At 70.7% G+C, this 25,739-nt stretch carries 25 protein-coding genes; 18 read left to right on the forward strand and 7 right to left on the reverse strand.

Annotation, left to right across the window (positions count from 1 at the left end; all coding sequences use genetic code 11):
* The first annotated feature begins 440 nt into the window (after positions 1 to 440).
* Positions 441 to 2,993, forward strand: coding sequence for an AAA family ATPase (locus tag ACIA5C_RS10720; RefSeq protein ID WP_396053117.1), 2,553 nt, complete (start codon positions 441 to 443; stop codon positions 2,991 to 2,993).
* Between the two features lie 55 nt (positions 2,994 to 3,048).
* Here the strand turns inward: ACIA5C_RS10720 and ACIA5C_RS10725 are convergent, their stop codons facing one another.
* Positions 3,049 to 3,336, reverse strand: coding sequence for a PqqD family peptide modification chaperone (locus ACIA5C_RS10725; protein ID WP_396053118.1), 288 nt, complete (start codon positions 3,334 to 3,336; stop codon positions 3,049 to 3,051).
* A 125-nt stretch (positions 3,337 to 3,461) separates the two neighbouring features.
* Positions 3,462 to 3,887: a VOC family protein gene (locus ACIA5C_RS10730; protein WP_396053119.1), complete on the reverse strand. Its 426-nt coding sequence runs from the start codon at positions 3,885 to 3,887 to the stop codon at positions 3,462 to 3,464.
* 173 nt (positions 3,888 to 4,060) lie between these two features.
* On the opposite strand from ACIA5C_RS10730, the gene ACIA5C_RS10735 reads away from it, so the two are divergent.
* From ACIA5C_RS10735 to ACIA5C_RS10765, 7 genes are all read left to right on the forward strand, one after another.
* Complete coding sequence (locus ACIA5C_RS10735; protein WP_396053120.1) at positions 4,061 to 4,663, forward strand: TetR/AcrR family transcriptional regulator; 603 nt, start codon at positions 4,061 to 4,063, stop codon at positions 4,661 to 4,663.
* A gap of 50 nt (positions 4,664 to 4,713) precedes the next feature.
* Positions 4,714 to 4,977 (forward strand): acyl carrier protein, encoded by a 264-nt coding sequence (locus ACIA5C_RS10740; RefSeq protein WP_396053121.1) that lies wholly within the window; start codon positions 4,714 to 4,716, stop codon positions 4,975 to 4,977.
* A 5-nt stretch (positions 4,978 to 4,982) separates the two neighbouring features.
* Positions 4,983 to 5,726, forward strand: coding sequence for a thioesterase II family protein (locus ACIA5C_RS10745; RefSeq protein WP_396053122.1), 744 nt, complete (start codon positions 4,983 to 4,985; stop codon positions 5,724 to 5,726).
* Between the two features lie 113 nt (positions 5,727 to 5,839).
* Entirely contained in the window at positions 5,840 to 7,474 is a 1,635-nt protein-coding gene (locus ACIA5C_RS10750) for an MFS transporter (protein WP_396053123.1), read from the forward strand.
* Positions 7,475 to 7,696: 222 nt separating this feature from the next.
* Positions 7,697 to 8,914 (forward strand): cytochrome P450, encoded by a 1,218-nt coding sequence (locus ACIA5C_RS10755; RefSeq protein WP_396053124.1) that lies wholly within the window; start codon positions 7,697 to 7,699, stop codon positions 8,912 to 8,914.
* Positions 8,911 to 9,105 carry a ferredoxin gene (locus ACIA5C_RS10760; protein ID WP_396053125.1) on the forward strand — a complete coding sequence of 65 codons (195 nt, stop codon included), beginning with the start codon at positions 8,911 to 8,913 and terminating at the stop codon, positions 9,103 to 9,105. The genes ACIA5C_RS10755 and ACIA5C_RS10760 overlap by 4 nt, the downstream gene beginning before the upstream one ends.
* A gap of 65 nt (positions 9,106 to 9,170) precedes the next feature.
* Entirely contained in the window at positions 9,171 to 10,544 is a 1,374-nt protein-coding gene (locus ACIA5C_RS10765) for an NAD(P)/FAD-dependent oxidoreductase (protein ID WP_396053126.1), read from the forward strand.
* A gap of 52 nt (positions 10,545 to 10,596) precedes the next feature.
* On the opposite strand, the gene ACIA5C_RS10770 is transcribed toward ACIA5C_RS10765, so the two are convergent.
* From ACIA5C_RS10770 to ACIA5C_RS10780, 3 genes are read right to left on the reverse strand one after another with little or no spacing between them, the layout of a single operon-like run.
* Positions 10,597 to 11,373 carry a class I SAM-dependent methyltransferase gene (locus ACIA5C_RS10770; protein ID WP_396053127.1) on the reverse strand — a complete coding sequence of 259 codons (777 nt, stop codon included), beginning with the start codon at positions 11,371 to 11,373 and terminating at the stop codon, positions 10,597 to 10,599.
* Positions 11,374 to 11,402: 29 nt separating this feature from the next.
* On the reverse strand, positions 11,403 to 12,383 hold the full coding sequence (locus tag ACIA5C_RS10775; protein ID WP_396053128.1) for an aldo/keto reductase: 981 nt from the start codon (positions 12,381 to 12,383) through the stop codon (positions 11,403 to 11,405).
* Entirely contained in the window at positions 12,383 to 13,675 is a 1,293-nt protein-coding gene (locus ACIA5C_RS10780) for an activator-dependent family glycosyltransferase (protein ID WP_396053129.1), read from the reverse strand. Before ACIA5C_RS10780 ends, ACIA5C_RS10775 begins: the two co-directional genes overlap by 1 nt.
* Before the next feature lie 171 nt (positions 13,676 to 13,846).
* On the opposite strand from ACIA5C_RS10780, the gene ACIA5C_RS10785 reads away from it, so the two are divergent.
* The 10 genes from ACIA5C_RS10785 to ACIA5C_RS10830 all read left to right on the forward strand — a co-directional run bounded on the left by ACIA5C_RS10785 (position 13,847) and on the right by ACIA5C_RS10830 (position 23,432).
* Positions 13,847 to 14,806, forward strand: a complete 960-nt coding sequence (locus tag ACIA5C_RS10785) for a proline iminopeptidase-family hydrolase (protein ID WP_396053130.1) — start codon at positions 13,847 to 13,849, stop codon at positions 14,804 to 14,806.
* Positions 14,796 to 15,749, forward strand: a complete 954-nt coding sequence (locus ACIA5C_RS10790) for an ACP S-malonyltransferase (protein WP_396053131.1) — start codon at positions 14,796 to 14,798, stop codon at positions 15,747 to 15,749. The genes ACIA5C_RS10785 and ACIA5C_RS10790 overlap by 11 nt, the downstream gene beginning before the upstream one ends.
* A gap of 14 nt (positions 15,750 to 15,763) precedes the next feature.
* Positions 15,764 to 17,284 (forward strand): AMP-binding protein, encoded by a 1,521-nt coding sequence (locus tag ACIA5C_RS10795; protein WP_396053132.1) that lies wholly within the window; start codon positions 15,764 to 15,766, stop codon positions 17,282 to 17,284.
* A gap of 17 nt (positions 17,285 to 17,301) precedes the next feature.
* A complete protein-coding gene (gene rfbB / locus ACIA5C_RS10800) occupies positions 17,302 to 18,306 on the forward strand; it encodes a dTDP-glucose 4,6-dehydratase (protein ID WP_396053133.1) in 1,005 nt (334 codons plus the stop codon).
* 27 nt (positions 18,307 to 18,333) lie between these two features.
* Positions 18,334 to 18,678, forward strand: coding sequence for a VOC family protein (locus tag ACIA5C_RS10805; RefSeq protein ID WP_396053134.1), 345 nt, complete (start codon positions 18,334 to 18,336; stop codon positions 18,676 to 18,678).
* A gap of 74 nt (positions 18,679 to 18,752) precedes the next feature.
* Positions 18,753 to 19,601, forward strand: coding sequence for a mycofactocin-coupled SDR family oxidoreductase (locus tag ACIA5C_RS10810; RefSeq protein ID WP_396053135.1), 849 nt, complete (start codon positions 18,753 to 18,755; stop codon positions 19,599 to 19,601).
* A 1-nt stretch (position 19,602) separates the two neighbouring features.
* Positions 19,603 to 20,853, forward strand: coding sequence for a type III PLP-dependent enzyme (locus ACIA5C_RS10815; protein ID WP_396053136.1), 1,251 nt, complete (start codon positions 19,603 to 19,605; stop codon positions 20,851 to 20,853).
* Positions 20,850 to 21,272, forward strand: a complete 423-nt coding sequence (locus ACIA5C_RS10820; protein WP_396053137.1) for a cobalamin B12-binding domain-containing protein — start codon at positions 20,850 to 20,852, stop codon at positions 21,270 to 21,272. The genes ACIA5C_RS10815 and ACIA5C_RS10820 overlap by 4 nt, the downstream gene beginning before the upstream one ends.
* Entirely contained in the window at positions 21,269 to 22,513 is a 1,245-nt protein-coding gene (locus ACIA5C_RS10825; RefSeq protein ID WP_396053138.1) for a methylaspartate mutase, read from the forward strand. The genes ACIA5C_RS10820 and ACIA5C_RS10825 overlap by 4 nt, the downstream gene beginning before the upstream one ends.
* 76 nt (positions 22,514 to 22,589) lie before the next feature.
* Entirely contained in the window at positions 22,590 to 23,432 is an 843-nt protein-coding gene (locus tag ACIA5C_RS10830; RefSeq protein WP_396053139.1) for a DUF4097 family beta strand repeat-containing protein, read from the forward strand.
* 5 nt (positions 23,433 to 23,437) lie between these two features.
* Here ACIA5C_RS10830 and ACIA5C_RS10835 read toward each other — a convergent pair whose 3' ends face one another.
* Positions 23,438 to 24,646, reverse strand: a complete 1,209-nt coding sequence (locus ACIA5C_RS10835) for a macrolide family glycosyltransferase (RefSeq protein WP_396053140.1) — start codon at positions 24,644 to 24,646, stop codon at positions 23,438 to 23,440.
* Between the two features lie 49 nt (positions 24,647 to 24,695).
* Positions 24,696 to 25,658: an NAD-dependent epimerase/dehydratase family protein gene (locus tag ACIA5C_RS10840; RefSeq protein WP_396053141.1), complete on the reverse strand. Its 963-nt coding sequence runs from the start codon at positions 25,656 to 25,658 to the stop codon at positions 24,696 to 24,698.
* Between the last annotated feature and the right edge of the window lie 81 nt (positions 25,659 to 25,739).

Genomic DNA, 25,739 nt, shown 5'->3' on the forward strand with positions numbered 1-25,739 from the left:
TGAAAGTTTGGCTACATGGGATCACATCGACCGGCCGGCCGAAATGGATTCGTGTTACCGGCTAATTTCAAGCTCTCATTAATTGTCTTTGGTCGATCACAAATAATGACCGGCGGGGCGCGGCAGATTCTCGGTCGTTCGTCGGGACGGTCTCGGTGAAAAATGGTACGAATGAAAGGCCGGGACATTTGACGACGACGTAGACGGTTCGCAGAGTCGGCCGAGTTATGGCCGTTATTATACTGGCAATTCCGGTATTAAACGGACAAAGCTCGTCCTTATGCAGGTTCAGTTCAACGCTCTCATAGAAGTGTCGAGCATCGCGTTTCCGACCCCTAAAGCCCTTGTTTATCGCTCACCGAATAGGCTAGCTTCGCTTCGAAAGCGATGTTGACCGTCGTGCTGCGTGCACGAGTTCAGCCGCCAACGGGGGAATGTAAGTGGACGACAACGAGTTCGCGGCCGTCACCGATGTGCTCTTTCAATTGTTGATCATCTGTGGGGCCGGGCAGGGACAGGTGGCACTCATTTCCGGCCCGGGTGCCACCGGAAAGAGTCAGCTGTTACGGGACTTCAGCGACCACTCTCGGCAGCGAGAGGCACTGGTCCTCACCACGTTCGGGTCGCGCGCCGAGAAAGGCCGGGCGCTCGGCCTGCTTCTGCAGCTCTTCCGCACGCCCGGCCTGCCGCCCGAGATCGAGGAGCGGGTCCAGGAGATCGTCGGGTCGGCCGGCGCCGATCTGTCGAAACTCGAGGAGCAGCTCTGCGCGCTGCTGCTGAGCATGGCCCGCGATCGCACAGTGGTCCTTGCGATCGACGACGTGCAGTACGCCGACCCGGAAAGCCTCGACGCGCTGCTGTACATCCAGCGCCGCATCGCGTCCGCCCGGGTGATGATGGCGATCACTGAGTGGGGTCACCCGGGCGCCGAGCGGCAGGCGTTCCACGCCGAGCTGACCCGGCTGCCGCGCTGCACCCGGCTCCGTCTCGCTCCGCTGGCGCCGGCAGGGGTCGGCGCCCGGGTCCGCGAGGCGCTGGGTGAGCGGGTGACGCCGCGGCTGGCGAGCGGGTTCGCGGCGATGAGCGGGGGCAACCCACTTCTCCTGTCCGCCCTGATCGAGGACTACCGGGCGGCGACGACCGGCGGGGAAGAGCTGGCCGTTCCGGCTCCCGGCCCGGTCTTCGGCAGCACCATCGCCGACTGCTTCAATCGCTGGGGTCCGCAGGCGCGCGACGTCCTGGGCGGCCTGGCACTGCTCGGCGACTCCGCGTCGCCGGCCGCGCTCAGCCGCCTGCTCGGGGTCGACCAGCTCACCGTCCGGCAGATGGTCGAGGCACTCGAAGCGACCGGCATGGTGAAGGGCGGCCGCTGCTGTCATCCCGCCGTACGCGAGGCGGCCCTGCAGGGCCTGGTGCCGGAGGCGGGTCCCGAGCTCTACCGGCGAGCCGCCGTTCTGCTGTACGAGGAAGGGGCCGGCGCCTCGGCGGTGGCGCGCCACCTGCTCGCGGCGGACTCCGTCGGCGACCTGCCCTGGGCGGTCGACGTCCTGCAGCGCGCCGCCGGCCAGGCGTTGACCGGGCGCGACCTGCAGCGTGCCGTCGACTGTCTCGACCTGGCGATCCGGTCGTGCCCCGGTGGCCCGTCGCAGGCGGTGGTCACGGCCGCGCTGGCCCGGGTCCGCTTCCTGATGAACCCGGCGTCGATCGGGGGCCTGGTCGACTGGCTTCGCGAGGAGATCGAGGAGCGACAGCTCTCCCGGTCCGACATCGCGTTCTACGCCGGTTGCCTGCTGTGGCGGGGTGAGGCGTTGGCCGGCGGCCCGGTCAGCGGGCTGCCACCCGAGGTGATCACCGAGAGCGACCACCGTCTCGGGCTCGATGTGCGGATGGCCGAGGACTGGCTACGGCTCACGTTCCGGGCCGAGCGTGGCGCCGGCCTGGGCGACGACCTTGCCCGGCAGGTCGCCGACGGCATGACCACCGAACACGTACGCGCGGCCGAGCAGGTGCTGCAGCGGGCGACCGTCCACGGCACACCGATCGAGGCGGTGCTGTCCGCGCTCTTCACCCTCCAGCACGGGGGACGGGCGGCCGAGGCGGCCCACTGGTGCGCCGTACTCACCGGTCAGGGCGAACGCCTCGGCGCCGCTACCTGGACGGCGATGCTGCATGACTTCCGGGCCGAGACCTGCCTCGGCCGGGGCGATCCGGCGGCGGCCGAGGTGCACTCGCGACGGGCCCTCGCGCTGCTGCCGCCGCAGGCGTGGAACTGGGCGATCGGGCTGCCGGCGGCCCATCTTCTGATGGCCCTGACGTGGCAGGACAAGCACGGCGAGGCGGAGGCCGAGGCACTCGCGTCCACGGTGTTGCCGACCGGTGTCGCCAACACCCGCTACCGGCTCGATTTCCTGCGGGCCCGGGGGCATTACCATCTGGCACACCATCGGGCCTACGCGGCGCTGGCCGATTTCGAGACGTGCGGGGCGGCGGCCGCCGAATGGGAGCTGGACGTGCCGGTGCTGGTCCCCTGGCGGGCCGACGCGACGCACGCGCTCATCGACCTGGGCCGGCTGGACGAGGCCAAGGCGCTCGTCGAGGAGGAGGCGGCCCGCCCCGGGGGTGGCTCGGCGGCGGCCCGTGCGGCGGCGGTGCGGCTCCAGGCGGCGGTCTCCGGCAACGCCGACCTGATCCGGCCCCGGCCGGCGTTGCCCGCTCTGGTGGGGTCGAGCCCGGTCGCCCGGGTACCGCGGGAGTTCCGGCCGCACGAGCACCTGTTGACGGCCGCGGAGCATCGAACGCCCAGTCTGCTGAGCCAGGCCGAGCAGCGGGTGGCCACGCTGGCCGCCCGGGGTTACACCAACCGGGAGATCAGTCGCCTGCTGTTCATCACGATCAGCACGGTCGAGCAGCATCTGACGCGGGTCTATCGCAAGCTCAACGTGCGCCGCCGGGCCGACCTGGCGGAGCTGTCCCCCCAGGCGGACAGCGCCTGACCCCGCATGAGCGGCATCCGGGTGCGGCCGGCTCGACCGGCCGCACCCCGGACGGTCAGGCCGGCGGCCCGAGATCCTGGACGGGCAGCATCAGCCGGGCGCGACAGAGTTCCTCGACGAAGTCGGCTAGATTCCGGCGTAACTGATCGGGCGCGCGGTTCCAATGGGGAGCGAGCGCTTCGGCCGCGAGGTCCACGTCGCCGTTGTGCTGACGCAGCGCCATCCACATCGCGGCGGAGGGCTCGTCGATCACGACCCGGCGACCGGTGTGGCGCACGAGGAGCTCGAGCGTGCCATCGGCCCGCAAAGCGACGGTGACGTCCGAGACTGGCCTGAATCGCACGATCCCACCCCGATCGATCAATCGAGCCGACGTCGCGGAACTCGGCTCGTGGTCCGATCATACACACGTATGTATAGGATTGGACAAGGGAGTGTCCCTCGCTCGAGCTAGGCCCCGCCCGCCGGCTAGTCCGGGGACGCCTGGAGTTCGATCAGCGTGCCGGCCGGGTCGCGCAGGTAGGCGATGCGGATCTCGGGACCCCACTCCGGCCGGTCGGCCGCCGGGCTGATCACGTGGCCCCCGTGCGCCTCGCAGAGCGCTTGAGCGGCGTCCACGTCGGCCAGGCGGAACACCAGGGCGGCGCGATCGGCCGACGGGGCGGTCGTCTCGCCGCCCACCATCGCGGCCATCTCGACGTTGTCGAGCAGCGCGAGCACGGGATTCCCGTCGCGGTTCCACCGGGCGTACGGCCCCGCGGCGCCGCCCTCCGACAGGTGGGCCCTGGCCAGGACGGGCAGCACGTTGTCGTAGAACACGAAGCACTTGTCGAAGTGGTCCACCAGCAACCGTGGGTGGAGTGTCTGCACGAACAGGGGCGGGCGTCCGGTCATCGATGACTCCTCGGGCGGGGGACGGGGCGATCCGAGCGTAAGTGCACCGCGAACAGGCCGAACCCCTGAACGGACCCCTCACGCACCCCTCCGGGGGCGGGGGCCGAAAGGGGATGCCGAAGTGGTGCGTACGTATGTTCATGGTTGCTTCGCGTTGGGGTACCGTAGCCCGCGTGGGACACCGTGAGGATCTGCTTGAGGGTGCGAAGCGCTGCCTGATCGAGAAGGGTTTCGGGCGGACGACGGCCCGCGACATCATCTCCGCCTCGGGGGCCAACCTGGCCTCCATCGGCTATCACTACGGCTCCAAGGAAGCGCTCCTCGGCGTGGCGATGATCGAGGCCACCCGGGAGTGGGGCGAAAAGATCGCCGCGGCGACCTTCAAGTCCGGCGAGCCCGCCACCCAGGAGCGCTTCGAGCAGTTCTGGGACGAGCTGATGAAGCCCCTGGCCGACAACCGCGCGCTGTGGTCGGTCAACTTCGAGATGCTCTCCCAGATCGAGCGGGTCGAGACACTGCGGGCCGGCCTCACCTCCGGTCTTGAAGAGGCACGCCAGGGCCTGGGCGGGGTGTGGAGCGGCGACCAGGAGTCCGATCCGGCGACCGTCGCGGCCGTCGGCGCGGTCTTCCAGGCTCTGCTCACCGGCGTGATGGCACAGTGGCTGGTCGATCCGGACAGCGCGCCGAGCGGTGCCGTGCTGACCCAAGGTCTGCGTGCACTCGTCGAGGTGCTCAGCCGGCGACCGGCGGCGGCGCAGCCCGCAGGGGTCGAATAGGGGTCGCGCGTTCTCGACGGCCGATCCGGCGGATCCCTACTGTTCGGGGCATGGCTGACCACGACATCGACCGGGCCGAGTTCGACCGGCTGCTGCTTCCTTTCCTCCCGTTCCTCGAGCCTGGAGAGACGCTGACCGAGGATGCCGACCTGCGCGATCTCGGCCTCGACTCGCTCAACGCGGTGGAGCTGCTCGCCCGCCTCGAGAACCACTTCGGCGTCCGGTTCGTCGATGACGCGTTGCGGCTGGAGACGTTCGCGACCCCGCGGAGGCTCTGGTCGGTGCTCGGCTCGCTGCGGACCCCCGTGAGCTGACGCCGATGACCACGGTGTCGAACACGGATCTGTGGTTCCGGCGTTTCCGGCCCGCGGAGCGCCCGGCCGCCCGGCTCTTCTGCTTCCCTCACGCCGGCGGCTCGGCGACGTACTTCTTCCCGGTCGCCAAGGCGATGCCGGCCGGCGTCGAGGTCGTCGCGGTGCAGTACCCGGGCCGCCAGGATCGGCGCGGCGAGCCCTGCATCACCGACCTGCGAACCATGGCCGACGCCGTCGCCGCCCGGCTGGATGATCTGCTCGGCGTCCCGTTCGCCCTCTTCGGCCACAGCATGGGCGCGACCGTGGCGTACGAGGTGGCGCTGCGGCTCGAGAAGGGCGGCCGCGATCCGCACGCCGTGTTCGCCTCCGGCCGGCGCGCACCGTCGAGGTTTCGCGACGAACGCGTCCACCTGCGCAGCGACGACGGGCTGCTGGAGGAGATGAAGGCGCTCGGCGGCACGGATCCGCGGATGTTCGACGACGAGATGATCCGCGCGATGCTGCCGTCCCTGCGTGCCGACTACCGCGCCGTGGAGACCTACCGGGGCGATCCCGGCGAGAAGCTGACCTGCCCGCTGGTAGTACTGACCGGCGACGCCGACCCGCACGTCAGCGACGACGAGGCGCGGGCCTGGCGGGAGCACACCACCGGCCGGTTCGAGCTGTTGCGCTACCCCGGCGGTCACTTCTTCCTGAACGATCACGTGTCCGCTGTGCTGGCCGCGATCTCCGGGCGACTTCCGCTCTGACTGCCCTCCCACGTGCGGCGCGAACCGCACGGCATACAGGGTCGACGTCCTATACGGACGTATGTATTATCTCCTCGAGAGACGCACGGCTCACCACAGATAAGGGAGATGCCATGAACGTCGATGGCAACGACGGGGCTCTGGCCGGACGTCGCGAATGGGGCGGCTTCGCCGTCCTGATGCTCGTCCTGCTGGCCGTCTCGATGGACACCTCGGTGCTCTACTTCGCCGCCCCGTTCATCAGCGAGCAGATGCATCCGTCCGGTTCCGAGCAGCTCTGGATCTTCGACATCTACGGCTTCGTGCTTTCCGGCCTGCTCCTCACCATGGGCGGCCTGGCCGACAAGATCGGCCGGCGACGCCTGTTGCTGCTCGGCGCCCTGGGCTTCGGCGCCTTCTCGGTGATGGCGGCTTATTCGTCGAGCACCGAGATGCTGATCGCCGCCCGGGCCCTGCTCGGCATCGGCGGTGCCACGCTGATGCCGTCCACGCTGGCCCTGGTGCGCAACATCTTCACCAACGAGAAGCAGCGGGGCACGGCCGTCGTGATCTGGACGAGCGTGCTGAGCCTCGGTGTCACCATCGGCCCGGTGGTCAGCGGTGCCCTGCTCAACCACTTCTGGTGGGGCTCCATCTTCCTGGTCAACGTGCCGGTGATCGCGCTGCTGCTCATCCTCGGCCCGATCCTGATCCCCGAGTCGCGGAATCCGGCGGCCGGCCGCTTCGACATCCTCAGCTCGCTGCTCTCGATGGCCACGGTCCTGCCGATCATCTACGCGATGCAGCATGCCGCCTCGAACGGATTCAGCAACGACCTCTACCTCTACATCGTCGGTGGCGCCGTCTTCGGCGCACTGTTCATCCTGCGGCAGTTCAGGGCCCGTAATCCCCTGATCGACATCCGGCTGTTCAAGGATCGGGGTTTCAGCGGCTCGGTCGTCATCCAGACCCTGGCGATGTTCGTCCTGATCGGGTTCGTCGTCTTCACCACCCAGTTCCTGCAGCTGGTTCTCGGCCTCAATCCGCTCCAGGCGGCGCTCTGGGCCCTGATCCCCTCCGGTGCGATCATCGTGGCCGCACCCATCGGGGCGATCGCCGGCATGAAGCTCAAGCGGTCGCACGCCATCGCGGTCGGATTCCTCATTGCGGCGGCCGGCTACTTCGGCCAGTCGCGGGTCCAGCCCGACACCAAGTTGTGGTACCTGCTGGTCGTCGCGTTCGTCTCGTCGGCCGGCGTGATCACCCTGCTTGCCCTGGTCGGCGATCTGATGCTCGCCAGCATCCCGGCCGATCGGGCCGCCTCCGCCTCCTCGGTCTCCGAGACCGGGCAGGAGTTCGGCGGGGCACTGGGCACGGCGGTGCTGGGCAGCATCGGTGCGCACGTCTTCCGTGAGGCCGCGGCCGACAAGCTGCCGTCCGGCCTTCCGGCCGACGTGGCGGCCAGCGCCGGACAGACCATCAGCAACGCGGTCTCCGCCGCGCAACAACTGGGCGGATCGGTGGGTGACGAGCTGCTCCGGGCGGCCCGGTCGGCATTCTCCGACGCGATGTCAGTGGCCGGCCTGACCGCCGCCTGCGTGATGGTCGCCGGTGCCCTGCTGGCCCTGGTCTACCTGCGCAACGTCCGTGTCGCCGCGCCGGCCCAGCCCGGGGCGGAAGACGCCACGGCCGTGCAGCCCGAGCCGGGCGACGCCACGGCCGTGCAGCCTGACGAGGTCCGGCCGGGCGTCGTGAGCGAGGCCTCCTGACCCTCTTCGCCCCCGATGGCCGCCGCCCATCACCCTCTTCATCGGGTGGTGGGCGGCGGCTGTTTCGCGCGTCCGTCCCCTACTCGCGTTAGTGGACGGGTAGGGGCTGCCAAGCCTGGTGGCGCCCCGTCCGCGGCCGGTTCAATGAGTGCTGAGCCGGCCGTCGAGCCGCTCGTCCCGCGTGAGTGTCCCGCGAGGGATCCGAAGAGGACGGTGCCTCCCATGACGCAGACCAACGGGGTGGATCAGCTGCCCGCGTTCCCGATGCCGCGCGGCTGCCCGCTGCACCCGCCGGAGCCATATTCGCAACTGAGGGAGCATGCGCCGGTCTCCCGGGTGATGCTGGACGTGACCGGCCGCCCGACCTGGGTGATCGCGCGGCACGAGCACGTCAAGGAAGTACTCGCCTCGCCCGCGATGAGCTCGAGCTGGAAGGACCCGGGCTATCCGCTGCAGGTCGCACTGCCCGCCGAGTTCCTGGAGAACTACGAGCTGCCGCTGATCGCGATGGACCCGCCGGACCACACGGTGCGCCGCCGTCTGATCATCCCCGAGCTGACCGCGCGCCGCATGCAGGACCTGCGGCCACGCATCCAGCAGCTGGTCGACGAGCGGATCGACGCGATGCTGGCCGCCGGTCCGCCGGCCGACCTCGTCACCGCGCTCGCCGCGCCGGTGCCCGGCCAGGTCTTCGCCGAACTGGTCGGCGCGTCGGCCGAGGACGCGGCCTTCTTCCGGCGGCACGCCGAGGCCACCATGACCCGGGGCGTGAGCGGAGAGACGCTGGCCTCGATGCAGGCCGAGATGGAGGCCCGCCTGGACGCCATGGTGACCGCGAAGGAGAAGACGCCGACCGACGACGTGCTCGGCCGGATCGTCCGGCGCAACCAGCAGGACGGCGCGCTCGCGCACGAGAGCGTCGTCGCGGTAGCCCGGATCCTCATGTTCGGCGGGTTCGACACGGTCGCCAACATGATCTCGCTCGGCGTCGTGACCCTGCTCCGCCACCCTGATCAGCTCGCGGAGCTGACCGCGCAGGAGACGTTGCTCCCGCAGGCGATCGGTGAACTGCTGCGCTTCCTCAGCATCAACGACTCGGCAAGCCGTCGTGTGGCGGTGGCCGACGTCGAGATCGGCGGGCAGCTCATCCGTAAGGGCGAGGGAGTCATTCTGCTCTACGGATCGGCCAACCGCGACGAGCGGGTCTTCACCGACCCGGACGCGTTCGACATTCACCGCGACACCCGTCACCACGTCGCGCTGGGCGGCGGCATTCACCAGTGCCCGGGCGGCAGCCTGACCAAGGTGGAGCTCGAGGTGGTCTTCGGCACGCTCTTCCGCCGGATCCCCGGCCTGCGCCTGGCCGTGCCGTTCGAGGAGCTGCCGTTCCGCAACGAGACCCTGATGTACGGCCTGCACGAACTGCCGGTGGAGTGGTGACCGTCGAGGTGGACCGCGAGCGCTGCGCCGGCACCGGCGGCTGCGTGTTCGCGGCGCCCGGCGTCTTCGACCAGAACCCGGAGGACGGCCGTGTGGTGGTGCTGGACCCCGAGCCCGGCCCCGCGCTGCGGGACGAGGTGCGCGAGGCAGCCGAGGTGTGCCCGGTGCAGGCGATCCGGCTGAGTGCCTGACGCGGCCCACCGGCGATCGAGACACGAAACCCAGCCGGCGCACGCGCCGGGAAGGAGAGCCGATCATGACTACGGTTGCAGTCCTCGGTGGCGGGTTCGCCGGCATGCTGGCCGCGGCGGCCCTGTCCTGGAAGGCCGACGAGATTCTGGTGGTCGAGGAGGATCAGCTGCCCGACCACCCGCAGCCCCGCAAGGGCGTGCCCCAGGGCCACCACAGCCACATGCTCATGGGCGGTGGCGCGGACGCGCTGGAAAGCATGCTGCCGGGGATCCTCGACGAGATCTACGCCGCCGGCGGGTTCCGGCGCGGCATGCCGGAGGGGATGCTGACCCTCTCGGCCGCCGGCTGGCATCGGCGGCACGACGGCCCGGCGTACGTGGTGATGTGCAGCCGCCCGCTCCTCGACCAGCTGATCCGGCGGCGGGTGACGGCCCGGCCCGGTGTCACGGTGCTGACCGGCGTCAAGGTGACCGGGCTGACCGGCTCGGCGGCCCGGGTGAACGGCTTCCGCACCGAGGGCGGTGCGAGCCCGGTCATCGAGGCCGACCTGATCGTGGACGCGACCGGCCGGCGGTCCAAGGCTCCGGAGTGGCTCGCCGAGCTGGGCCTGACGCTGCCGCCGGACGCCGTGGTCGATCCCGGCATGGCGTACGCCACCCGGCTCTACGACGTACCCGAGGGGGTCGGCGACGACTTCCCCGCGGTGCTGATTCAGCCCGAGGTGGCGACCGGACGGCCCGGGCGCGGTGCGACGCTGTTCCCGATCGAGGGCCGCCGGTGGATCGTCACGATGTGCGGCACGCGTGGCGGGGAACCACCCTCCGACGACGAGGGCTACCGGGAGTTCGCGTCCGGCATGCGGCACCCGATGATCGCGAAGCTGATCGCCGGAGCCGAGCCGATCGGCGGGGCCCGGCCCTATCGGGGCACGGCCAACCGGCGGCGGCACTTCGAGCGGCTGGCGATGCCGGACGGGTTCGTGGCGGTCGGCGATGCGGTGGCGGCGATGAACCCGGTCTACGCGCACGGCATGTCGGTGGCCGCGCTCGGCGTACGGGTGCTGGCCGCCGAAGTGGCGAGCCGGGGGTTCACCGACGGCCTGGCCGCCGCCGCACAGGCCGGTATCGCCGGTGTCACCGAGATGCCGTGGGCCATGGCCTCCGGGCAGGATCTCGGGTTCCCGGGCGTGACGACGAATCTGACGCCCGAGCCGCCCGACCCGGAGATGACCGCTGTCCACCAGCGGATGGGTGTCCTGGCGCTGACCGAGCCGCCGGTCGCCAACGCGGTCTTCGGGATGTACACGCTGTCGCTGGCCGCCGACCGGATGGTCACCCCGGAGGTGGCCGAGGCGCTGCAGAACGGTGCCGGCCGGCCGCCCCTGGACGCGGACGAGGCGATCGCCCAGTTCCCGGTGGTCGAGAAGCTGCTGTCCTGACCGGAACGTAGGAAGGGCCGGCCCGGATAACCGGACCGGCCCTTTACGCGTGCTACGACTTCCAGCGCAGGTAGATCACCGGCGGCTCGCGGCCCGGGATCTGGTGCAGAGCGGATTCGCCCAGGTCGAGCGACTCACGGATGGCGACCGTCTCGCCGGGCCACTTGGGGTGGATGAACTCGTCGAACGCGACGATGCTGCCCTTCGCCAGGTAGGGCTGGATCATCTGCAGCACGTCCCGGGTGGGCTCGTACAGGTCCATGTCGAAGTACGCCATGGCGATGACCGTCTGCGGGTTCTCGGCCAGGTACTGCGGCAGCGTCTCGCGTACGTCGCCCTGGATGGCGAACGAGCGCTGCACGTGCCCGAGCGGCTCGCCGAGCTCGTGGGCCCGCAGCACCGCGCGAAGGTGGTCAGGATAGCCGTCGGCCGTACGGAACCGGCCGACCACCGCGCTCGAGCTGACGTCGTCGATCTCGTTGATGTCGGGGAAGCCGGTGAACGTGTCGAAGCCGACGATCCGGCGCAGGGAGTTGTACGGCTCGTAGATGCCGCGCAGGGCGGTGAACGCCGCCAGGTGCCGCCCGTGCAGCACGCCGAACTCCATGATCACGCCGGGCAGCGGGACCACCTGCTGGTACAGCTCGTTCATCGTGAGCAGATCGCTGAGCTGATGGCGGCGCAGATAGACCGGCAGGTTGTCGATGAGGTACTGCGGCGGGATCGGCGTCTCCTCGAGCAGCGCCGCCATCTGTTCTCGTGCCTCGCGTTCGGTAACCGACTCGTGCGGCACGATCCGCGGGTCGGTGTGGGTCGATTTCGTGGTCATGTGCGGCGTGCCTCCCGTGTATCCGGTGGTCAGAAGAGCCAGGCGTCGGGTGCGGGGCCGCCCCGTCCGACCGGCGGAAACGTTTCGTCGAGGCGGCGCAGCTCGTCCTCGCCGAGCGGCCGTTCCCCGGCCGCGACGCTGTCGTCGACATGCCCGGTGGTGCGTGGCCCGACGATCGCGCCGGTCACGCCGGGCCGAGACAGCACCCAGGCCAGCGCCACCTCGGCCGGGTTGCGCCCGAGGTGGTCGCAGAACGTCTCGAACTCCTCGACCGCGGCCCGGTGTGCGGCCAGCGCGGTCTGCGCCCGCCCCTGCGCCGATTTCACCGCGGTGCCCGCCCGCTGCTTGCGGAGAGCACCGCCGAGCAGCCCGCTGTGCAGCGGCGACCAGACCAGGACCCCCATGCCGTACGCGGTGGCGGCGGGCAGGATCTCCAGTTCGGGCTGTCGCGTGACGAGGTTGTAGAGACACTGCTCGGAGGCGAGCCCCGGCCCGTTCCGCCGCGCGGCGGTTTCCTGCGCGGCGGCGAGGTCCCGGCCCGCGGCGTTCGACGAGCCGACGTACCGGACCTTGCCCTGCTCGATCAGGATCTCCATCGCCTGCCAGATCTCGTCCCAGGGCACCGCCCGGTCCATCTGATGCAGTTGGTAGAGGTCGATGCGGTCGGTCCGCAGCCGCCGCAGCGAGGCCTCGCACCCGGCGACGATGTGCCGCGCCGACAACCCGCGGTCGGCCGGGTCGTCGCTCATCGGGCTGCCGACCTTGGTGGCCAGCACGACCTCGTCGCGGTGCCCGCCGGCGGCGAGCCAGCGGCCGATCAGTTCCTCGGTGTAACCGCGGTGCTCGCGCCAGCCGTAGTTGTCGGCGGTGTCGATCGTGGTCAGTCCCCGGGCGAGGGCGTGGTCGAGCAGCGCGCGGGCGTCGTCCTCGCCGACCCGTCCGCCGAAGTTGACCGTGCCGACCACCAGGCGACTCACCTGCAGGTCGGTATGCCCCAGGCGAGCGAGCATCAACGGTTCCGCTCCACCAGGCGCTCGAGGTCGATGACCAGGTCGTGCGGGGTCGGCGTGGCGAGCACCTCGTCGCGCAGGAAGCGCGCGCCCTCGGCATAGCCCGGGTCGTCGAGCAGCGCGACCAGGTTGTCTCGGACGGCGGCACCGGCGACCTCGTCCGGCATCACGTGCCGCCCGGCGTGCAGGCGATCGAGGTGCTGGAATTTCAGCGGCGCGTCGAGGGCCGTACTGATCAGCAGCTGGGGCACGCCGTACAACGTCGAGGTGTTGAACGACCCGGTCCCGCCATGATGAATCACGGCCGAGCAACTGGGCAGGATGGCCGGCATCGGCACGTACGCGACGACCCGGGTGTTCTCCGGCGTGCGCAGCCGGTCGCGCAGTTCGTCCGGCACCGTCAGCACCAGCTCGATGTCGAGACCGGCGAGAGCGTCCAGGATGTCCTGGATCCGCTCCAGGCCGACCACCCGCAGCTCGGGCCAGTCGTTCACCGACAGCCCCGAGGTCATCAGCACCCGCCGCTTCGACGGTGGCTCGGAAACCCACGCCGGCACCACGGCCGGGCCGTTGTACGGCACGTACCGGCAGGGGAGGACCGGCAGGCCGGTCGGCAGCCGGAACGCGGGCGGCATGGGATCGATGGTGACCTGGCCGTTGACGAGATCCTCGGAGAACTCGGCGCCGTACTTCTCGACCCAGCCGGTCATCCACTCGCGCAGGCCGTCGCGACGTTCCTCCGGCGGCTGCTCGGCCTGGACGACCAGGTAGTCCTCGCGGATGCGGGTGTAGACGTCGATGGAGTAGAGGACGCGGGCCTGCGCCGCGCCGACCGCCGCGGCGGCGATCGGGCCGGCGAAGCTGGCGGCGTTCCAGACGACGAGATCGGGCGTCCACTCGCGGCAGTACGCGACGAGGTCGTCGATCATCGGGTCGTTGCTGAGTTCGGCCCGCGGAACGACCAGAGTGTCGTAGAGGCGCTGGAGCTCTTTCCAGTCGAGGCGGGGACGATCGGGGGAGAGGTCGAACAGCTCGACCGGCTCGCCGAGCGGCGGCGCCTCCTCGACCGGCGGCAGCGTGTGGTCCTCCCACGCCTGCCGGATCCGGTCGCCGATCGGTTCCGCGCCCGCGCCGACACCGACCGCGGTCAGACCCGCTCCGGTGATGGTGTCCAACAGGTACGGTTCGCTGGCCACCCGCACCTCGTGACCGGCCGCCCGCAGTGCCCAGCCCAGCGGCACCAGGCTGAAGAAGTGGGTTTTCCAGGGGAAACACACGAGAAGGACACGCACCGGGAGTTCTCCTGTCGGCTCCGGGGACCGGGCGCTTTGGACGCTAGACGCGGCCGGTTGCCCGGCCAACCCCGGAACCGCGCCGCCCGGCCCCTAGCCTCGCGCAACCCCTAGCCGCGGCCCTTAAAGGGCTGTGCCGGACGGGGATCGGGCCGCTAGAACTGAATTCCGATGGCGATCCGACGGGAGTGGTCGACGATGGCGGTGAACAAGGGACGGGTACCCTTCCGGGGCTTCCAGACCTGGTATCGCCGGACCGGAACGCCGGGCGGCGACGCGCCGGCCGTGGTGGTGGTCCACGGCGGACCGGGAAGCACTCACGACTACCTGCGAAACCTGGCCGGCCTGGCGGCCGCCGGCTGGCCGGTCGTGCACTACGACCAGCTCGGCGGCGGCGGGTCGACCCGGCTGCCGGACGCCGATCCCGGTTTCTGGACGCCCGAGTTGTTCGGCGACGAGCTCGACAACCTCCTCGTCCGGCTCGGCATCGACGGGAACTATGTGCTCTACGGTCAGTCCTGGGGCGGCGTCCTCGCGGCCCGGCACGCTGCCACGCGACCGGCCGGTCTGCGGGGTCTGGTCATCGCCAACGCTCCCGCGTCGTACCCGCTGTGGCGCCGGGAGATGGAGGTGCTCCGCGCGCAGTTGCCTCCCGGGGTCGACGAGGTGCTGCGCCGCCACGAGGCGGCCGGCACCACCAGCGACCAGGAATACACGGACGCCATGCGGGTCTTCTACGCCAAGCACGTCTGCCGTCTGCGCCCCTGGCCGGCCGATTACCAGGCGTCGTTCCTGGAGGTCGCGGACAACCCGACGGTGTACGCCGTGATGAACGGCCCGAGCGAGTTCCACGTGACCGGCACGCTGCGCGACTATTCGGTGATCGACCGGCTCGCCTCGATCGCCGTGCCCACGCTGCTGATCTCCGGCTGCTACGACGAGGCCGGCCCGGCGGTCGTGCAACCGTTCCAGGACCACATTCCCGACGTGCGGTGGGTGATGTTCGAGGAGTCGAGCCACCTGCCGCATCTGGAGGAGCCGGAGCGCTTCTTCCGCACGATGATCGAGTTTCTGGGTGGTCTGCCGCGCCGGGCGCCCACGAGCGAGGGGATGGTGACCCATGGAGGCTGACCGACGACCGGCGGCGATGCTCTTCCCGGGCATGGCACCGACCCGCTTCGCCGATCTCGGGCGGTTCCTCCTCACCAACCCGATCGCCCGCGACATGGTCGCTACCGCCGACGAGCGGCTCGGCTGGCCGGTCCTGGAGAGGTTCCGGGCCGCCGACGGGGATTACTCGGCCGCCGGGCAGGTCGCGTTCCTGCTCAGCTGCCTGGCCTGCGCGAGCTGGGCGGAGCGGGAACTGGGCATCGAGACGACGTTCTGTGCCGGGGCGAGCTTCGGGGGAAAGGCGGCGGCCGTCCACAGCGGTGCGCTGGACCTGGCCGATGCGATCTGGATGACGGCCGGGCTCGCCCGGTGCATGGAGGAATACTTCGCCGCCGAGCATCGGGACGTGGTGATCCACTCGTTCGTCCGGATCGGGGCCGGGACGCTGGCCGAGATCACCGCCGAACTCGCCGCCCGTGGTGAGTGGAGCGAGGTGGCCTGCCACGTCGACACCGAGATGTACATGCTCTGCCTGCGGGAGCACAACCTGGAGTGGCTCGAGCGGCGGGTCCGCGCGGCCGGGGGGCTGTCGCTCTACACGATGCGCCCGCCGCTGCACTCGCCCGCGTTCGAAGGGCTGCGCCGGCTGGCCGCCGAACAGGTGCTCGACCGGATCACCTTCGCCGATCCGGCTCGCCCGGTGATCTCCGACCGGGACGGCGCGGTGCTGAGCCTCGGCGACGAGATCCGCACCCTGCTGCTGGACAGCATTGTGGCGCCACTGGACTGGCCCGCCGTGGTCGCCTCGCTGCGTGCTCAGGGCGTACGTCGGGTCTGCGTCGCCGGCCCGGACAGCCTATTCGGCCGGGTCCGGGTCACCACCGAGGCGTTCGAGGTGATTGCGGCGAGTCCGGTGGCCGCCCTGCGTCCCCGCCGCGCCCGCGCCGGCCGGCCGGCCGCCTGACCCCGGAGGACGCTGTGCCGTACTCGAGATTCCTGCGCGGGCTGGCCCGCAACCCCGGCGGCGTCGCGCTGCGCACCGAGGCCGGGACCACGACCTACACCGAATTGCATGCTCTGGCGTTGAGCTGGGGCGGGGCGCTGGCCGAGATCCCGGCCCGCACGGTCGGCGTGCTCGCCGGCAAGAACCTCACCGGCTACGCGGGTCTGCTCTCCGTGCTGTACGCCGGTGCCGCCGTGGTCCCCGTGCGCGCGGACGCCCCACTTCCCCGGATCCGGCAGACCTTCGACGCCGCCGGAATCGACGCGGTGATCGCCGACGACGAGGGATTACGCGCGCTCGACCGGCTGGATATGAAGCTGCCGGTGCTGGCCCCGCCGGCGTCCTGTCCTCCGGGCAGCCTCCGGGCCGGCCGCGGCCGCCGCCTGGCCGAACCGGTCGGTGTCCGCGCCGAGGACCGGGCCTACCTGCTCTTCACCTCCGGCTCGACCGGGCGGCCCAAGGGCGTGGCGCTCACCCACGGCAACATCGACCACTACTTCGGGCTGATCGACCGGCGCTACGACTTCCACGCCGGCGATGTCTTCTCGCAGACGTTCGACCTCAACTTCGACTGCGCGATGTTCGACCTGTTCGCGGCCTGGGGCGCGGGCGCCGAGGCGTGTGTGGTGCCGCCGATGGCGTACCGGGATCTGCCGGACTTCCTGACCGGGCACGGGGTCTCGGTCTGGTTCTCCACGCCGAGCGCGATCGATGTCGTCCGCCGCATGGGTGGCCTCGCCCCGGGCGCGCTTCCCACCCTTCGCTGGAGCCTGTTCGCCGGCGAGGCGCTGCTCTGCCGGGACGCCGCGGACTGGGAACGCGCCGCACCGGGTTCCACCGTCGAGAACCTCTACGGTCCGACCGAGCTGACCGTGACCGTGGCGGCCTACCGCTGGGCGGCCGCCACCGCGGGCGTCGCCGTGAACGGCGTGGTCCCGATCGGCCGGGTGCACGAGGGCCACGCCGTCCTGCTGCTGGACGAAGCCGGGCGGGCCGCGGCGGCCGAGGGCGAGCTGTGCGTCGCGGGCCCGCAGCTGACGCCGGGATACCTCGACCCGCAGGACGCGGCCGGACGCTTCTTCGAGCACGAGGGCCGCCGCTACTACCGCACCGGTGACCGCGTCCGGCTGACCGGCGGCGGCCTGACCTACCTCGGCCGGCTCGACGGCCAGGTGCAGGTGCGCGGGGTCCGGGTGGAGGTCGCCGAGGTGGAGAACGCCATGCGCGCCTGCGGCGTGGACGACGTGGTGGTGGTGCCGGTCCGCCGGGCCGGGACGACCGAGCTCTTCACCTTCTACGCCGGCCCGGAACGACCCGTACGCGCACTGGTGCGCACGCTGCGCGAGGTGCTGCCCGCAACGATCATCCCGCGGTACTTCCGCCACATCGGGGAGTTCCCGCTCAACGGGAATCGGAAGATCGACCGCACGCTGCTCGCCGCGACGGCGCAGCGCGAGGTCGACGCGGAACCGGCCGATTCGCTCGCCGCCCGCTGACCTCTCAGGAGCCTGCCATGCCCACGATACTGATCACCGGAGGCGCCGGGTTCATCGGTGCCAACTTCGTTCGCTACACGGCGGAGAACCGGCCGGAATACACGATCCGGGTTCTCGACGCACTCACCTACGCCGGTGATCGGAGCAACCTGACGGGCGTTCCCGGCCGGGTCGATCTCGTGCACGGTGACATCTGCGACGCCGACCTGGTGAACGCGCTGGTCGCCGAATCGGACACGATCGTGCACTTCGCCGCCGAGTCGCATGTGGACAACTCGCTCGACGATCCCGAGCCGTTCCTCCGCACCAACGTGACCGGTACGTTCCGCCTGCTGGAGGCGGTCCGGCGGCACGACCGGCGGCTGCATCACATCTCCACCGACGAGGTCTTCGGCGACCTGCCGCTGGATTCGGACGCGCGGTTCACCGAACAGACCCGGTACGACCCGTCCAGCCCGTACTCGGCCACCAAGGCGGCCTCCGACCTCCTGGTCCGCGCGTGGGTCCGGTCGTACGGCGTCCGGGCGACCCTGTCCAACTGCGCCAACAACTACGGGCCGTACCAGCACGTCGAGAAGTTCATCCCGCGCCAGGTCACGAACCTGCTGACCGGGGAACGCCCGAAGCTCTACGGCGAGGGGATCAACGTGCGCGAGTGGACGCACGTGGACGACCACAACGCGGCCGTCCACCTGATCCTCGACGGCGGCCGGATCGGCGAGACCTACCTGATCGGCTCCGGTGACGAGCGCAGCAACCGGCAGGTGCTCGATCTCGTGCTGACGCTGATGGATCGCCCGGCGGGGGAGTACGACCACGTCGGTGACCGCCCCGGCCATGACCTGAGGTACGCGAACGACAGCACCAAACTGCGTACCGAGCTGGGCTGGCGTCCCCGCTACGCCGACCTGGCCGACGGCCTCGCCCCGACCATCGACTGGTACCGGACGAACGGCTGGTGGTGGACCGGGCCGAAGGAAGCGGCGGAGGCCCGTTACCGCCGGCAGCTGGCCGGTCGGTGACGCCGTGACGAGACGGAGGTGTGTGCCGTGGTCCACGTCCTGACCCTCACCGATGACGACGTGACCGGGGCCGTCGCGTGGTACGCCGACCTGTTCGGCGCCGTCGAGATCGGCCGCGAGTGCCTGCTGGACGGCTACGTCCTGAGTGCCGACATCGCGTTCGCCGGTCACGTCCTGACCCTGACCGGCTTTCCCGAGCCGTCCGACGTCCCCGGCGACGTACTGCCGTTGTCCATCGAGCACGACGACGCCCGCGGGCTGGTCGCGCGCATGCGGCGGCACGGCGCCCGGCTGGTGCCCTCGGCCGGCGGGGCGGGTGTCCTGGTCAGTGACCCGTTCGGCCAGCGCTGGCTGGTCGTCGAGCACCCCTAAATGGTGACTTAGGGGCGTGCGAAAGCGGCCCCGACCGCTAGGAATTAGCTGCCGACCAGCGAAGGAGTTGTGCCATGGGCCGAGTCGAGGACAAGATCGTCGCCATCACCGGGGCCGCACGTGGCCAGGGCCGCAGCCACGCGGTGCGGCTCGCGGAGGAGGGCGCCGACATCATCGCCGTGGACGTCTGTGCCGACCTGGACGTCACCGACTACCCGCTCGGCACCACCGACGAACTCGCCGAGACCGCGCGGCTGGTCGAGAAGGCCGGCCGGCGGGTGGTCGTCCGCGAGGTGGACGTGCGCGACCGGAAGGCGCTCGCGGAGGCCCTCGCGTCGGGGGTGAACGAGCTCGGCCGGCTCGACGCGGTCGTGGCGAACGCCGGGATCCTCCCGATGGGACCGGGGCGCGGGATCAACGCGTTCGTCGACACCGTCGACACCAACCTTCTCGGCGCGATCAACACCGTGCACGCCGCGCTGCCGCACCTCGGCCCCGGCGGGTCGGTCATCGTGACCGGGTCGGCGGCTGGCCTCATGCCCGGGCACGGAGACGTCGGCAGTGCCGGATCGGGCTTCGCGGCCTACAAGTACGCGAAGCGCACCCTCGTCGACTTCGTGAACACGCTCGCGGTCCAGCTCGGCCCGACCGGCCGGCGGATCAACGCGATCCACCCCACCAACGTCGACACCGAGATGCTGCACAACGAACCCATGTACCGCGCGCTGCGGCCCGATCTCGACGAGCCCACCCGGAGCGATGTCGAGCAGGGTGTCATCGGCATGCACGCACTGGCGGTGCCTCACGTGCCGGTGGGCGACGTCTCGCACGCGGTGGTCTACCTGACCTCCGACGAGTCCCGGTACGTGACCGGTATGCATCTGAAGATCGACGCCGGGTCGCTGGTCAAGAGCGGACTCTGAATTGACTACCAGCCGCCAGGCGGAGCTGGCCGAGCGCTTCGGTACTCCGCTGTACGTCTACGACCTCGACGAGGTCGACGCCGCCCGCGACGAACTGATGGCCGCGCTGCCGGCCGAGTTCGAGCTGTTCTACGCGCTCAAGGCCAACCCGCACCCCGACCTCGTCCGTACGCTGGCGGCCGGGCCGGGCCGATCCTGCCGGCCGGAGATCAGCTCGCTCGGTGAGCTGGACGCGGTGCTCGCGGCCGGCCTCCCGGGTGACGGCTGTCTCTACACCGGACCGGGCAAGACCCCGGACGAACTGGAGACCGCGCTGCGCCGGGGCGTACGCCTGTTCTCGACCGACTCGGTCAGCGACGTCGAGCACGTCGGCGCGGCGGCCGGCCGGGCGGGCGTGCTCGCGGACTGCCTGCTGCGCGTGAACAGCGCGTCGGCGAGCGCCGCCACCAGCATCCGGATGACGGGTACGCCCTCCCAGTTCGGGTTCGACAGCGAGGAACTGCCGCGGGTGCTGCCGCGGCTGCGTGAGATCGACGGCGTACGGCTGGCGGGTCTGCACTTCTTCCCGCTCAGCAACGCCGCCGACGATGAGAGCCTGATCGGGGAGTTCCGGCACACCATCGGGCTCGCCGCCGAGCTGGAGAAGGATCTCGGTCTTCCGCTGCACGTGCTCGACATCGGCGGCGGCTTCTCGGCGCCCTACGGGGTCCCGGGCGACCGCGGCCGTTATCCCGAGCTGGCCGGTGAGCTGGCCACCACACTGGATGCCCACCTGCCCGGCTGGCGTTTCGGCACCCCCCGGATCGCTTGCGAGTCGGGGCGGTTCCTCGTCGGGCGCAGCGGCACCCTTCTCACCCGCGTCTCGAACGTGAAGGTCAGCCGGGGGCGGCGCTTCGTCATCCTCGACGCCGGGATCAACGTGTTCGGCGGCATGTCCGGCATCGGGCGCCTGCTCCCGGTCGCGGTCGAGGTCGTCGCCGAGGGGGAGCACGGCAGCCTGGTCGGCCCGCTCTGCACGCCGGGCGACGTGCTGGGCCGCGAGATCACGGTGCCCGCCGGCCTGGCGCCGGGCGACCTCCTGGCGATACCCAATGCCGGTGCGTACGGTCTCACGGCCAGCCTGCTCGCCTTCCTGAGCCGCCCGGCGCCGGCCGAGCTGGTGGTACGAGGTGACGCGGTCGTCTCCGCCACCCGGCTCGGCCTGGTCCGCGCCGGACTGCCCGCCCGCGAGATGAAGGAATCGGTGGCATGAACAACACCGTGGTCGTCAGCTCCCTCTCCTCCGACGCGCACACCTGGAACCTCGTCTTCCTCCAGCTGTTCATCGAGGAACACGGGTACGACGTGGTGAATCTGGGCCCGTGCGTCCACGACGATCTGCTGGTCGAGGAGTGCCGTGCGATCCGGCCGTCGATGGTGGTGCTCAGCAGTGTGAACGGGCACGGCTGTCTGGACGGGATGCGGGTCGCGCCCCGTCTGCGCGAGGCGCTCGGCGGCACTCCGATCGTCATCGGCGGCAAGCTCGGGGTGACCGGCGAGCTACGCGAGGCGAAGACCGCGGCGCTGCTCGAGGCCGGATTCGACGACGTCTTCCCGGACGACGGGTCCGCGCTGCACCGGTTCCGGGAAATGCTCGAGGCGGTGCCGGAGGCCGCCGCCACGGCGGCATGAGGGCGGGCTTCGGGTCGCTGGTCCGGTCGATGAGCGCCGGGGGCGGCCTGGTCGTCCAGCCCCGGATGGGCTTCAGCGATCCGGTCCGGATGCGGGCCGCGCTGCTCGCCACCAAGCGCGCCCGTGGCGGCACCGTCGGCACCATCACCATCGACGCCTATACCCGGGTCGGCGACCTCGAAGCGGCCCGGGAGGCGGTGCGGGCGCGGGCGCCTCTCAACGGCTATCCGATCGTCACCCATCCGGTCGAGGTCACCCGCGGCGTGCTGGCCGGGGTGCGCGACTCCGGGTTCCCGGTCCAGGTGCGGCACGGATCGGCGGCGCCGCAGGACATCTTCCGGGTCATGACGAGACTCTCGCTGGATGCGACCGAGGGCGGGCCGGTCTCCTACTGCCTGCCCTACGGGCGTACGCCGCTGGAGGCCGCCGTACGCAACTGGAGCGAGGCGGTCAAACTCCTGGCCGGCATGCGGAGTGAGGGGTTCGAGCCGCATCTGGAGACCTTCGGCGGCTGCATGCTCGGTCAGTTGTGCCCGCCGAGCCTGCTGGTCGCCATCAGCGTGCTCGAGGCCCTCTTCTTCCAGCAGCGCGAAGTGCGGTCGGTGTCGGTCAGCTATGCCCAGCAGACCCATCCCGGGCAGGACGAGGAGGCCGTGGCGGCTCTGCGGCGGCTCTGCGCGGAACTGCTCCCGACGCTGGACTGGCACGTGGTCATCTATGCGTACATGGGGGTCTATCCCGCGACCGAGCACGGCGCGTACGGACTGCTCGGGGAGGCGGCGCGCCTGGCCGTCCGCACCGGGGCGCATCGGCTGATCGTCAAGACGGTGGCCGAGTCCCGGCGCATCCCGGAGATCAGCGAGAACGTGGCCGCCCTCGAGTACGCGGCGGCGGTGGCCGCACGCACCCGGCCCGAGTCGGCCACCCTCGCCGTCGACTCCCAGTGCTACCGGGAGGCCCGCGCGCTGGTGGGGGCCGTACTCGACCTGGACCCGGACGTCGGTGTGGGCCTGCTCCGCGCGTTCCGGCAGGGCTACCTGGACGTGCCGTACTGCCTGCACCCCGACAACCAGGGACGCACCCGCAGCTATCTCGACGACGAGGGCCGGCTGTGCTGGGCGGCCACCGGCTCGCTCCCGATCGGCCACCTGGTGCCGGGCGGACTCGACCGCGTCGCGACCTCGACCGGGCTCCTGCGCGACCTCAACTACGTGCGGTTGCGGTTCGACGAAGCGCGGTAACGTCGAATAGGGGTGCCCAGCCGCGCCCGCGGTGAGAAGGATCGGTGCGAGCAAACACTCCGACGGAGGGAAACCCATGCTCGTCTACGACACCCCCGCCCCGATTTCGGTGAGTCTCGGCCTGGGCTTCGCCGCCGCGACCGTCCACGTGGTCGCGGAGGCCCGCGGCGACACCGAGGTCGACGTACGACCGGCGAAAGCGGGCCGCTCGGCCGACCGGAAGATCGCCGAGCAGACGGTGGTGGAGTTCGCCGACGGGGTGCTCAGCCTGCGGGCACCGAAGGTCGGCGTCGTCGGCCGGCACGGGGCCATCGACGTCACGCTCAAGCTGCCGGAAGGATCGGCGGTGCACGGCGAGACCGGCATGGGCGAGGTGACCAGCCGGGGCCGGCTCGGCGAGTTCCGGTTCGTCTCCGGATACGGCGACATCCGGGTCGACGACGCGTCCGTGCTGCGTGTCGAGAGCTCCAGCGGCGATCTGGCCGTCGGCCGCGCCGACCGCGCCGAGATCGTGGTCCGCGACGGCACGGTGCAGGTGGAGGTGGCGGACGGGCCGGTCACCGCGGAGACCAGCAACGGCGACATCCAGATCGGCGAGGCCCGCGGCGAGGTGCGGGCGACGAGCGAGAACGGGCGGGTGGAGGTGGGCCGGGCGCTCGGTGACGTCATCGCCCGTACGGTCAACGGGAACATCCGCATCGGCGAGGCGCGCGGGGGCGAGGTACGCCTGGACAGCTCCGACGGGTCGCTCGATATCGGCCTGGCCGAGGGGGTGGCCGCCCGGCTCGACCTGGACACCACCGGCGGCCGGTTGCGCAACGAGCTGACGAACTCGCCGGCCCCGGCCGCCGGCAGCGGCACGATCTCGGTCCGGATGCGGACGTCGAACGGTGACATCGTCGTCCGCCGGGCCGGCTAGACGATTCAGACCGTGGGTGGCTCGCCGGTGGTCGCGTAGGACTCCAGCAGGTCGGCCGCCCGGGACGCGCCTCCGGCGGCCACGATGTCCTTCTTCATCCCCGCCACGGCGGCCTGGACCTCGGCGTCGTTGCGGAGTCCCACGACGGCGTTCCGGAGGCCGTCCGCGGTCACGTCGCCCGGCTCGATCATCTCGCCCAGGCGAAGCTCGGCGACCCGTTCGGCGACCGGGTGGCCGTCGCGGGCCTGGGGGACCACCACCACCGGCACGCCGATCGCGAGCGACTCCATGAGGCTGCCCATCCCGCCGTGCGTGACGAAGGCCGCCGCGTGCTCCAGCACGGTCAGATGCGGCAGCCACCGGTGCACCTCGACGTTGGCCGGGAGCGGGCCGATCTCGCCGATGTCGAAACCGTCCCCGGTGGTGATCACGACGTGCCACGGAACGCCGGTGAACGCCTGCACGACCGTACGGAAGAACTCGGGCTGGCGGTTGTTGACCGTGCCCAGCGACACCAGGACGAGCGGCGCGTCGCCGGCTGGCGGTGTCCACTCGCCGAGGAAGGAGCGGGTCGCGAGGCTGGGCCCGACGAACGCGAACCGGCCGTCGAAGGTGTCGCCGGCGATCTGGAATTCCCTCGGCACCGACACGATGTTGAACCGGTGCGGCGCCATCAGCACCTTCTCCGGATCGACCATGCCGTGCTTGGTGGTGAACTCGACCACCTTGGCGTAGAAGGCCGCGAAGCTGCTGGTGTCCATCTGGGCGGCGTGATCGGCGTCGATCATGGCGCTCGCGTACGACCAGTGCTCGTTGGACGCGAGCGACGGCGACAGCTCGACCGACGGGACCTTCCACTCCTGATCGAGGACGCGGGCCGGCTGGAACGTGAACTGGTCGAACGCCAGCAGGTCGGGCCGATCGCCGTCGAACCGGGAGGTGATCGCCTCGTACATGGCGACGCTGTCGTCGAACATCAGGTTGAGGATCGTGGCCACGTCCGGCGAGGTCACGGCGTCCCGGACGTTGACCTCCTCCATCCGGGACGGGCAGATCAGCGGTGTCCCGCCGGCGTCCTCGATCGCCTTGGCCATCGACGCGCCGGTGGCGAAGGTGACGCGATGCCCGCGGCGGACCAGCTCCCCGACGACCCCCAGGTGCGGGAAGATGTGCCCGCGCTCGGCCAGGCCCATGAACACGAAGTGTTTCGGCATCTCAGTCCTTTCGAAGGGGACCCTGGTTCGCCGGAAACGTATCGGCCGCTCAGCGCGGGCCGGTACCCCTATAGGGCCCCTCAACGGACTCGTGCTTCGCGGCGTCGGCGAGGATGTCGACCAGGCCGAGGGCGGGACGCCAGCCGAGCATCTCGTGGATCGCGGAGATGTCGGCCACGCTGGCGTCGTTACGCGGCGGGCTGGGCTTGACGACCGCGGGAACGGTCCGGCCGAGGGTTTTCTCGAGTCCTTCCAGGACGTCGGTTGTGGTCACACCGGCGCCCGACCCGACGTTGACCACCCGGTGGACGCCGGCCACTGGGTCCGACTCGAGAGCGAGCCGGAACGCCCGCGCGACGTCGGCCACGTGACAGTAGTCCCGCACCGATCCCGGTGACTCGATGGTGGGCGGCGGCACCTCGCCCCGAACCGCCGCGAGCAACCGGGGGATGAGCCGGTCGAGGTCGGGATCGGTGATGCCGGCCAGCCCGCCCGAGATGTTGAAGCAGCGCAGCGACCACGCCGACATCCCGGACTCGGTGCAGAGCAGGGAGACGAGCCGCTCGCAGAGAACCTTCGAGACGCCGTACGGGTTGGACGGGCTGGTCTCGGCCGTCTCCGGGGTGCCGGTGGTGCCTCGAGTCGAGTAGACCAGCCGGCTGGACGCGAACACGAGGGCCGGACGTTCCCCGGGCGGCAGCATCTGGACGGCGGTGAGCAGCCCGATCACGCCGCCTACGTTGACGTCGAAGTAAAGTCCCGGCTGGGTCACGGAGTCGCGTACGCCGGTGAGCCCGGCCAGGTGGCAGACGCGTTCCACCTTGGCGTTGCGCATGACCTCGAGCAGGATGCCGGCGTCGCGTACGTCGCCGCGGACGATGCCGTGCATCTCGGAGCCGGCCGGTTCGGGGTGCTGGTGGAGCATGAGCGTCAGCTCGTGCCCGGCTGCGGCCAGTTCACGAGTTATCGCACGGCCGACGAAGCCTCCGGCCCCGGTGATCAGAATTCGCACGGGCTCCTCCGCATCGCCGCGCATCAGCGTAAGGCGGGTGCCGGGGCGGTCAGATACCCCGGAAACCCCTGAAAAGCCCGG

It is taken from the genome of Actinoplanes sp. NPDC051343 (genome assembly GCF_044455125.1).
In the GTDB taxonomy this organism is placed as follows: domain Bacteria; phylum Actinomycetota; class Actinomycetes; order Mycobacteriales; family Micromonosporaceae; genus Actinoplanes.

Bases quoted from the DNA above. Each gene is read 5' to 3' on its own strand.
- ACIA5C_RS10820 (WP_396053137.1), top strand. From the start codon at position 20,850: ATGAACAACACCGTGGTCGTCAGCTCCCTCTCCTCCGACGCGCACACC.
- ACIA5C_RS10790 (WP_396053131.1), top strand. From the start codon at position 14,796: ATGGAGGCTGACCGACGACCGGCGGCGATGCTCTTCCCGGGCATGGCA.
- ACIA5C_RS10825 (WP_396053138.1), top strand. From the start codon at position 21,269: ATGAGGGCGGGCTTCGGGTCGCTGGTCCGGTCGATGAGCGCCGGGGGC.
- ACIA5C_RS10765 (WP_396053126.1), top strand. From the start codon at position 9,171: ATGACTACGGTTGCAGTCCTCGGTGGCGGGTTCGCCGGCATGCTGGCC.
- ACIA5C_RS10755 (WP_396053124.1), top strand. From the start codon at position 7,697: ATGACGCAGACCAACGGGGTGGATCAGCTGCCCGCGTTCCCGATGCCG.
- ACIA5C_RS10770 (WP_396053127.1), bottom strand. From the start codon at position 11,373: ATGACCACGAAATCGACCCACACCGACCCGCGGATCGTGCCGCACGAG.
- ACIA5C_RS10730 (WP_396053119.1), bottom strand. From the start codon at position 3,887: ATGACCGGACGCCCGCCCCTGTTCGTGCAGACACTCCACCCACGGTTG.
- ACIA5C_RS10835 (WP_396053140.1), bottom strand. From the start codon at position 24,646: ATGCCGAAACACTTCGTGTTCATGGGCCTGGCCGAGCGCGGGCACATC.
- ACIA5C_RS10830 (WP_396053139.1), top strand. From the start codon at position 22,590: ATGCTCGTCTACGACACCCCCGCCCCGATTTCGGTGAGTCTCGGCCTG.
- ACIA5C_RS10810 (WP_396053135.1), top strand. From the start codon at position 18,753: ATGGGCCGAGTCGAGGACAAGATCGTCGCCATCACCGGGGCCGCACGT.
- rfbB (WP_396053133.1), top strand. From the start codon at position 17,302: ATGCCCACGATACTGATCACCGGAGGCGCCGGGTTCATCGGTGCCAAC.
- ACIA5C_RS10750 (WP_396053123.1), top strand. From the start codon at position 5,840: ATGAACGTCGATGGCAACGACGGGGCTCTGGCCGGACGTCGCGAATGG.
- ACIA5C_RS10740 (WP_396053121.1), top strand. From the start codon at position 4,714: ATGGCTGACCACGACATCGACCGGGCCGAGTTCGACCGGCTGCTGCTT.
- ACIA5C_RS10785 (WP_396053130.1), top strand. From the start codon at position 13,847: ATGGCGATCCGACGGGAGTGGTCGACGATGGCGGTGAACAAGGGACGG.
- ACIA5C_RS10775 (WP_396053128.1), bottom strand. From the start codon at position 12,383: ATGCTCGCTCGCCTGGGGCATACCGACCTGCAGGTGAGTCGCCTGGTG.
- ACIA5C_RS10745 (WP_396053122.1), top strand. From the start codon at position 4,983: ATGACCACGGTGTCGAACACGGATCTGTGGTTCCGGCGTTTCCGGCCC.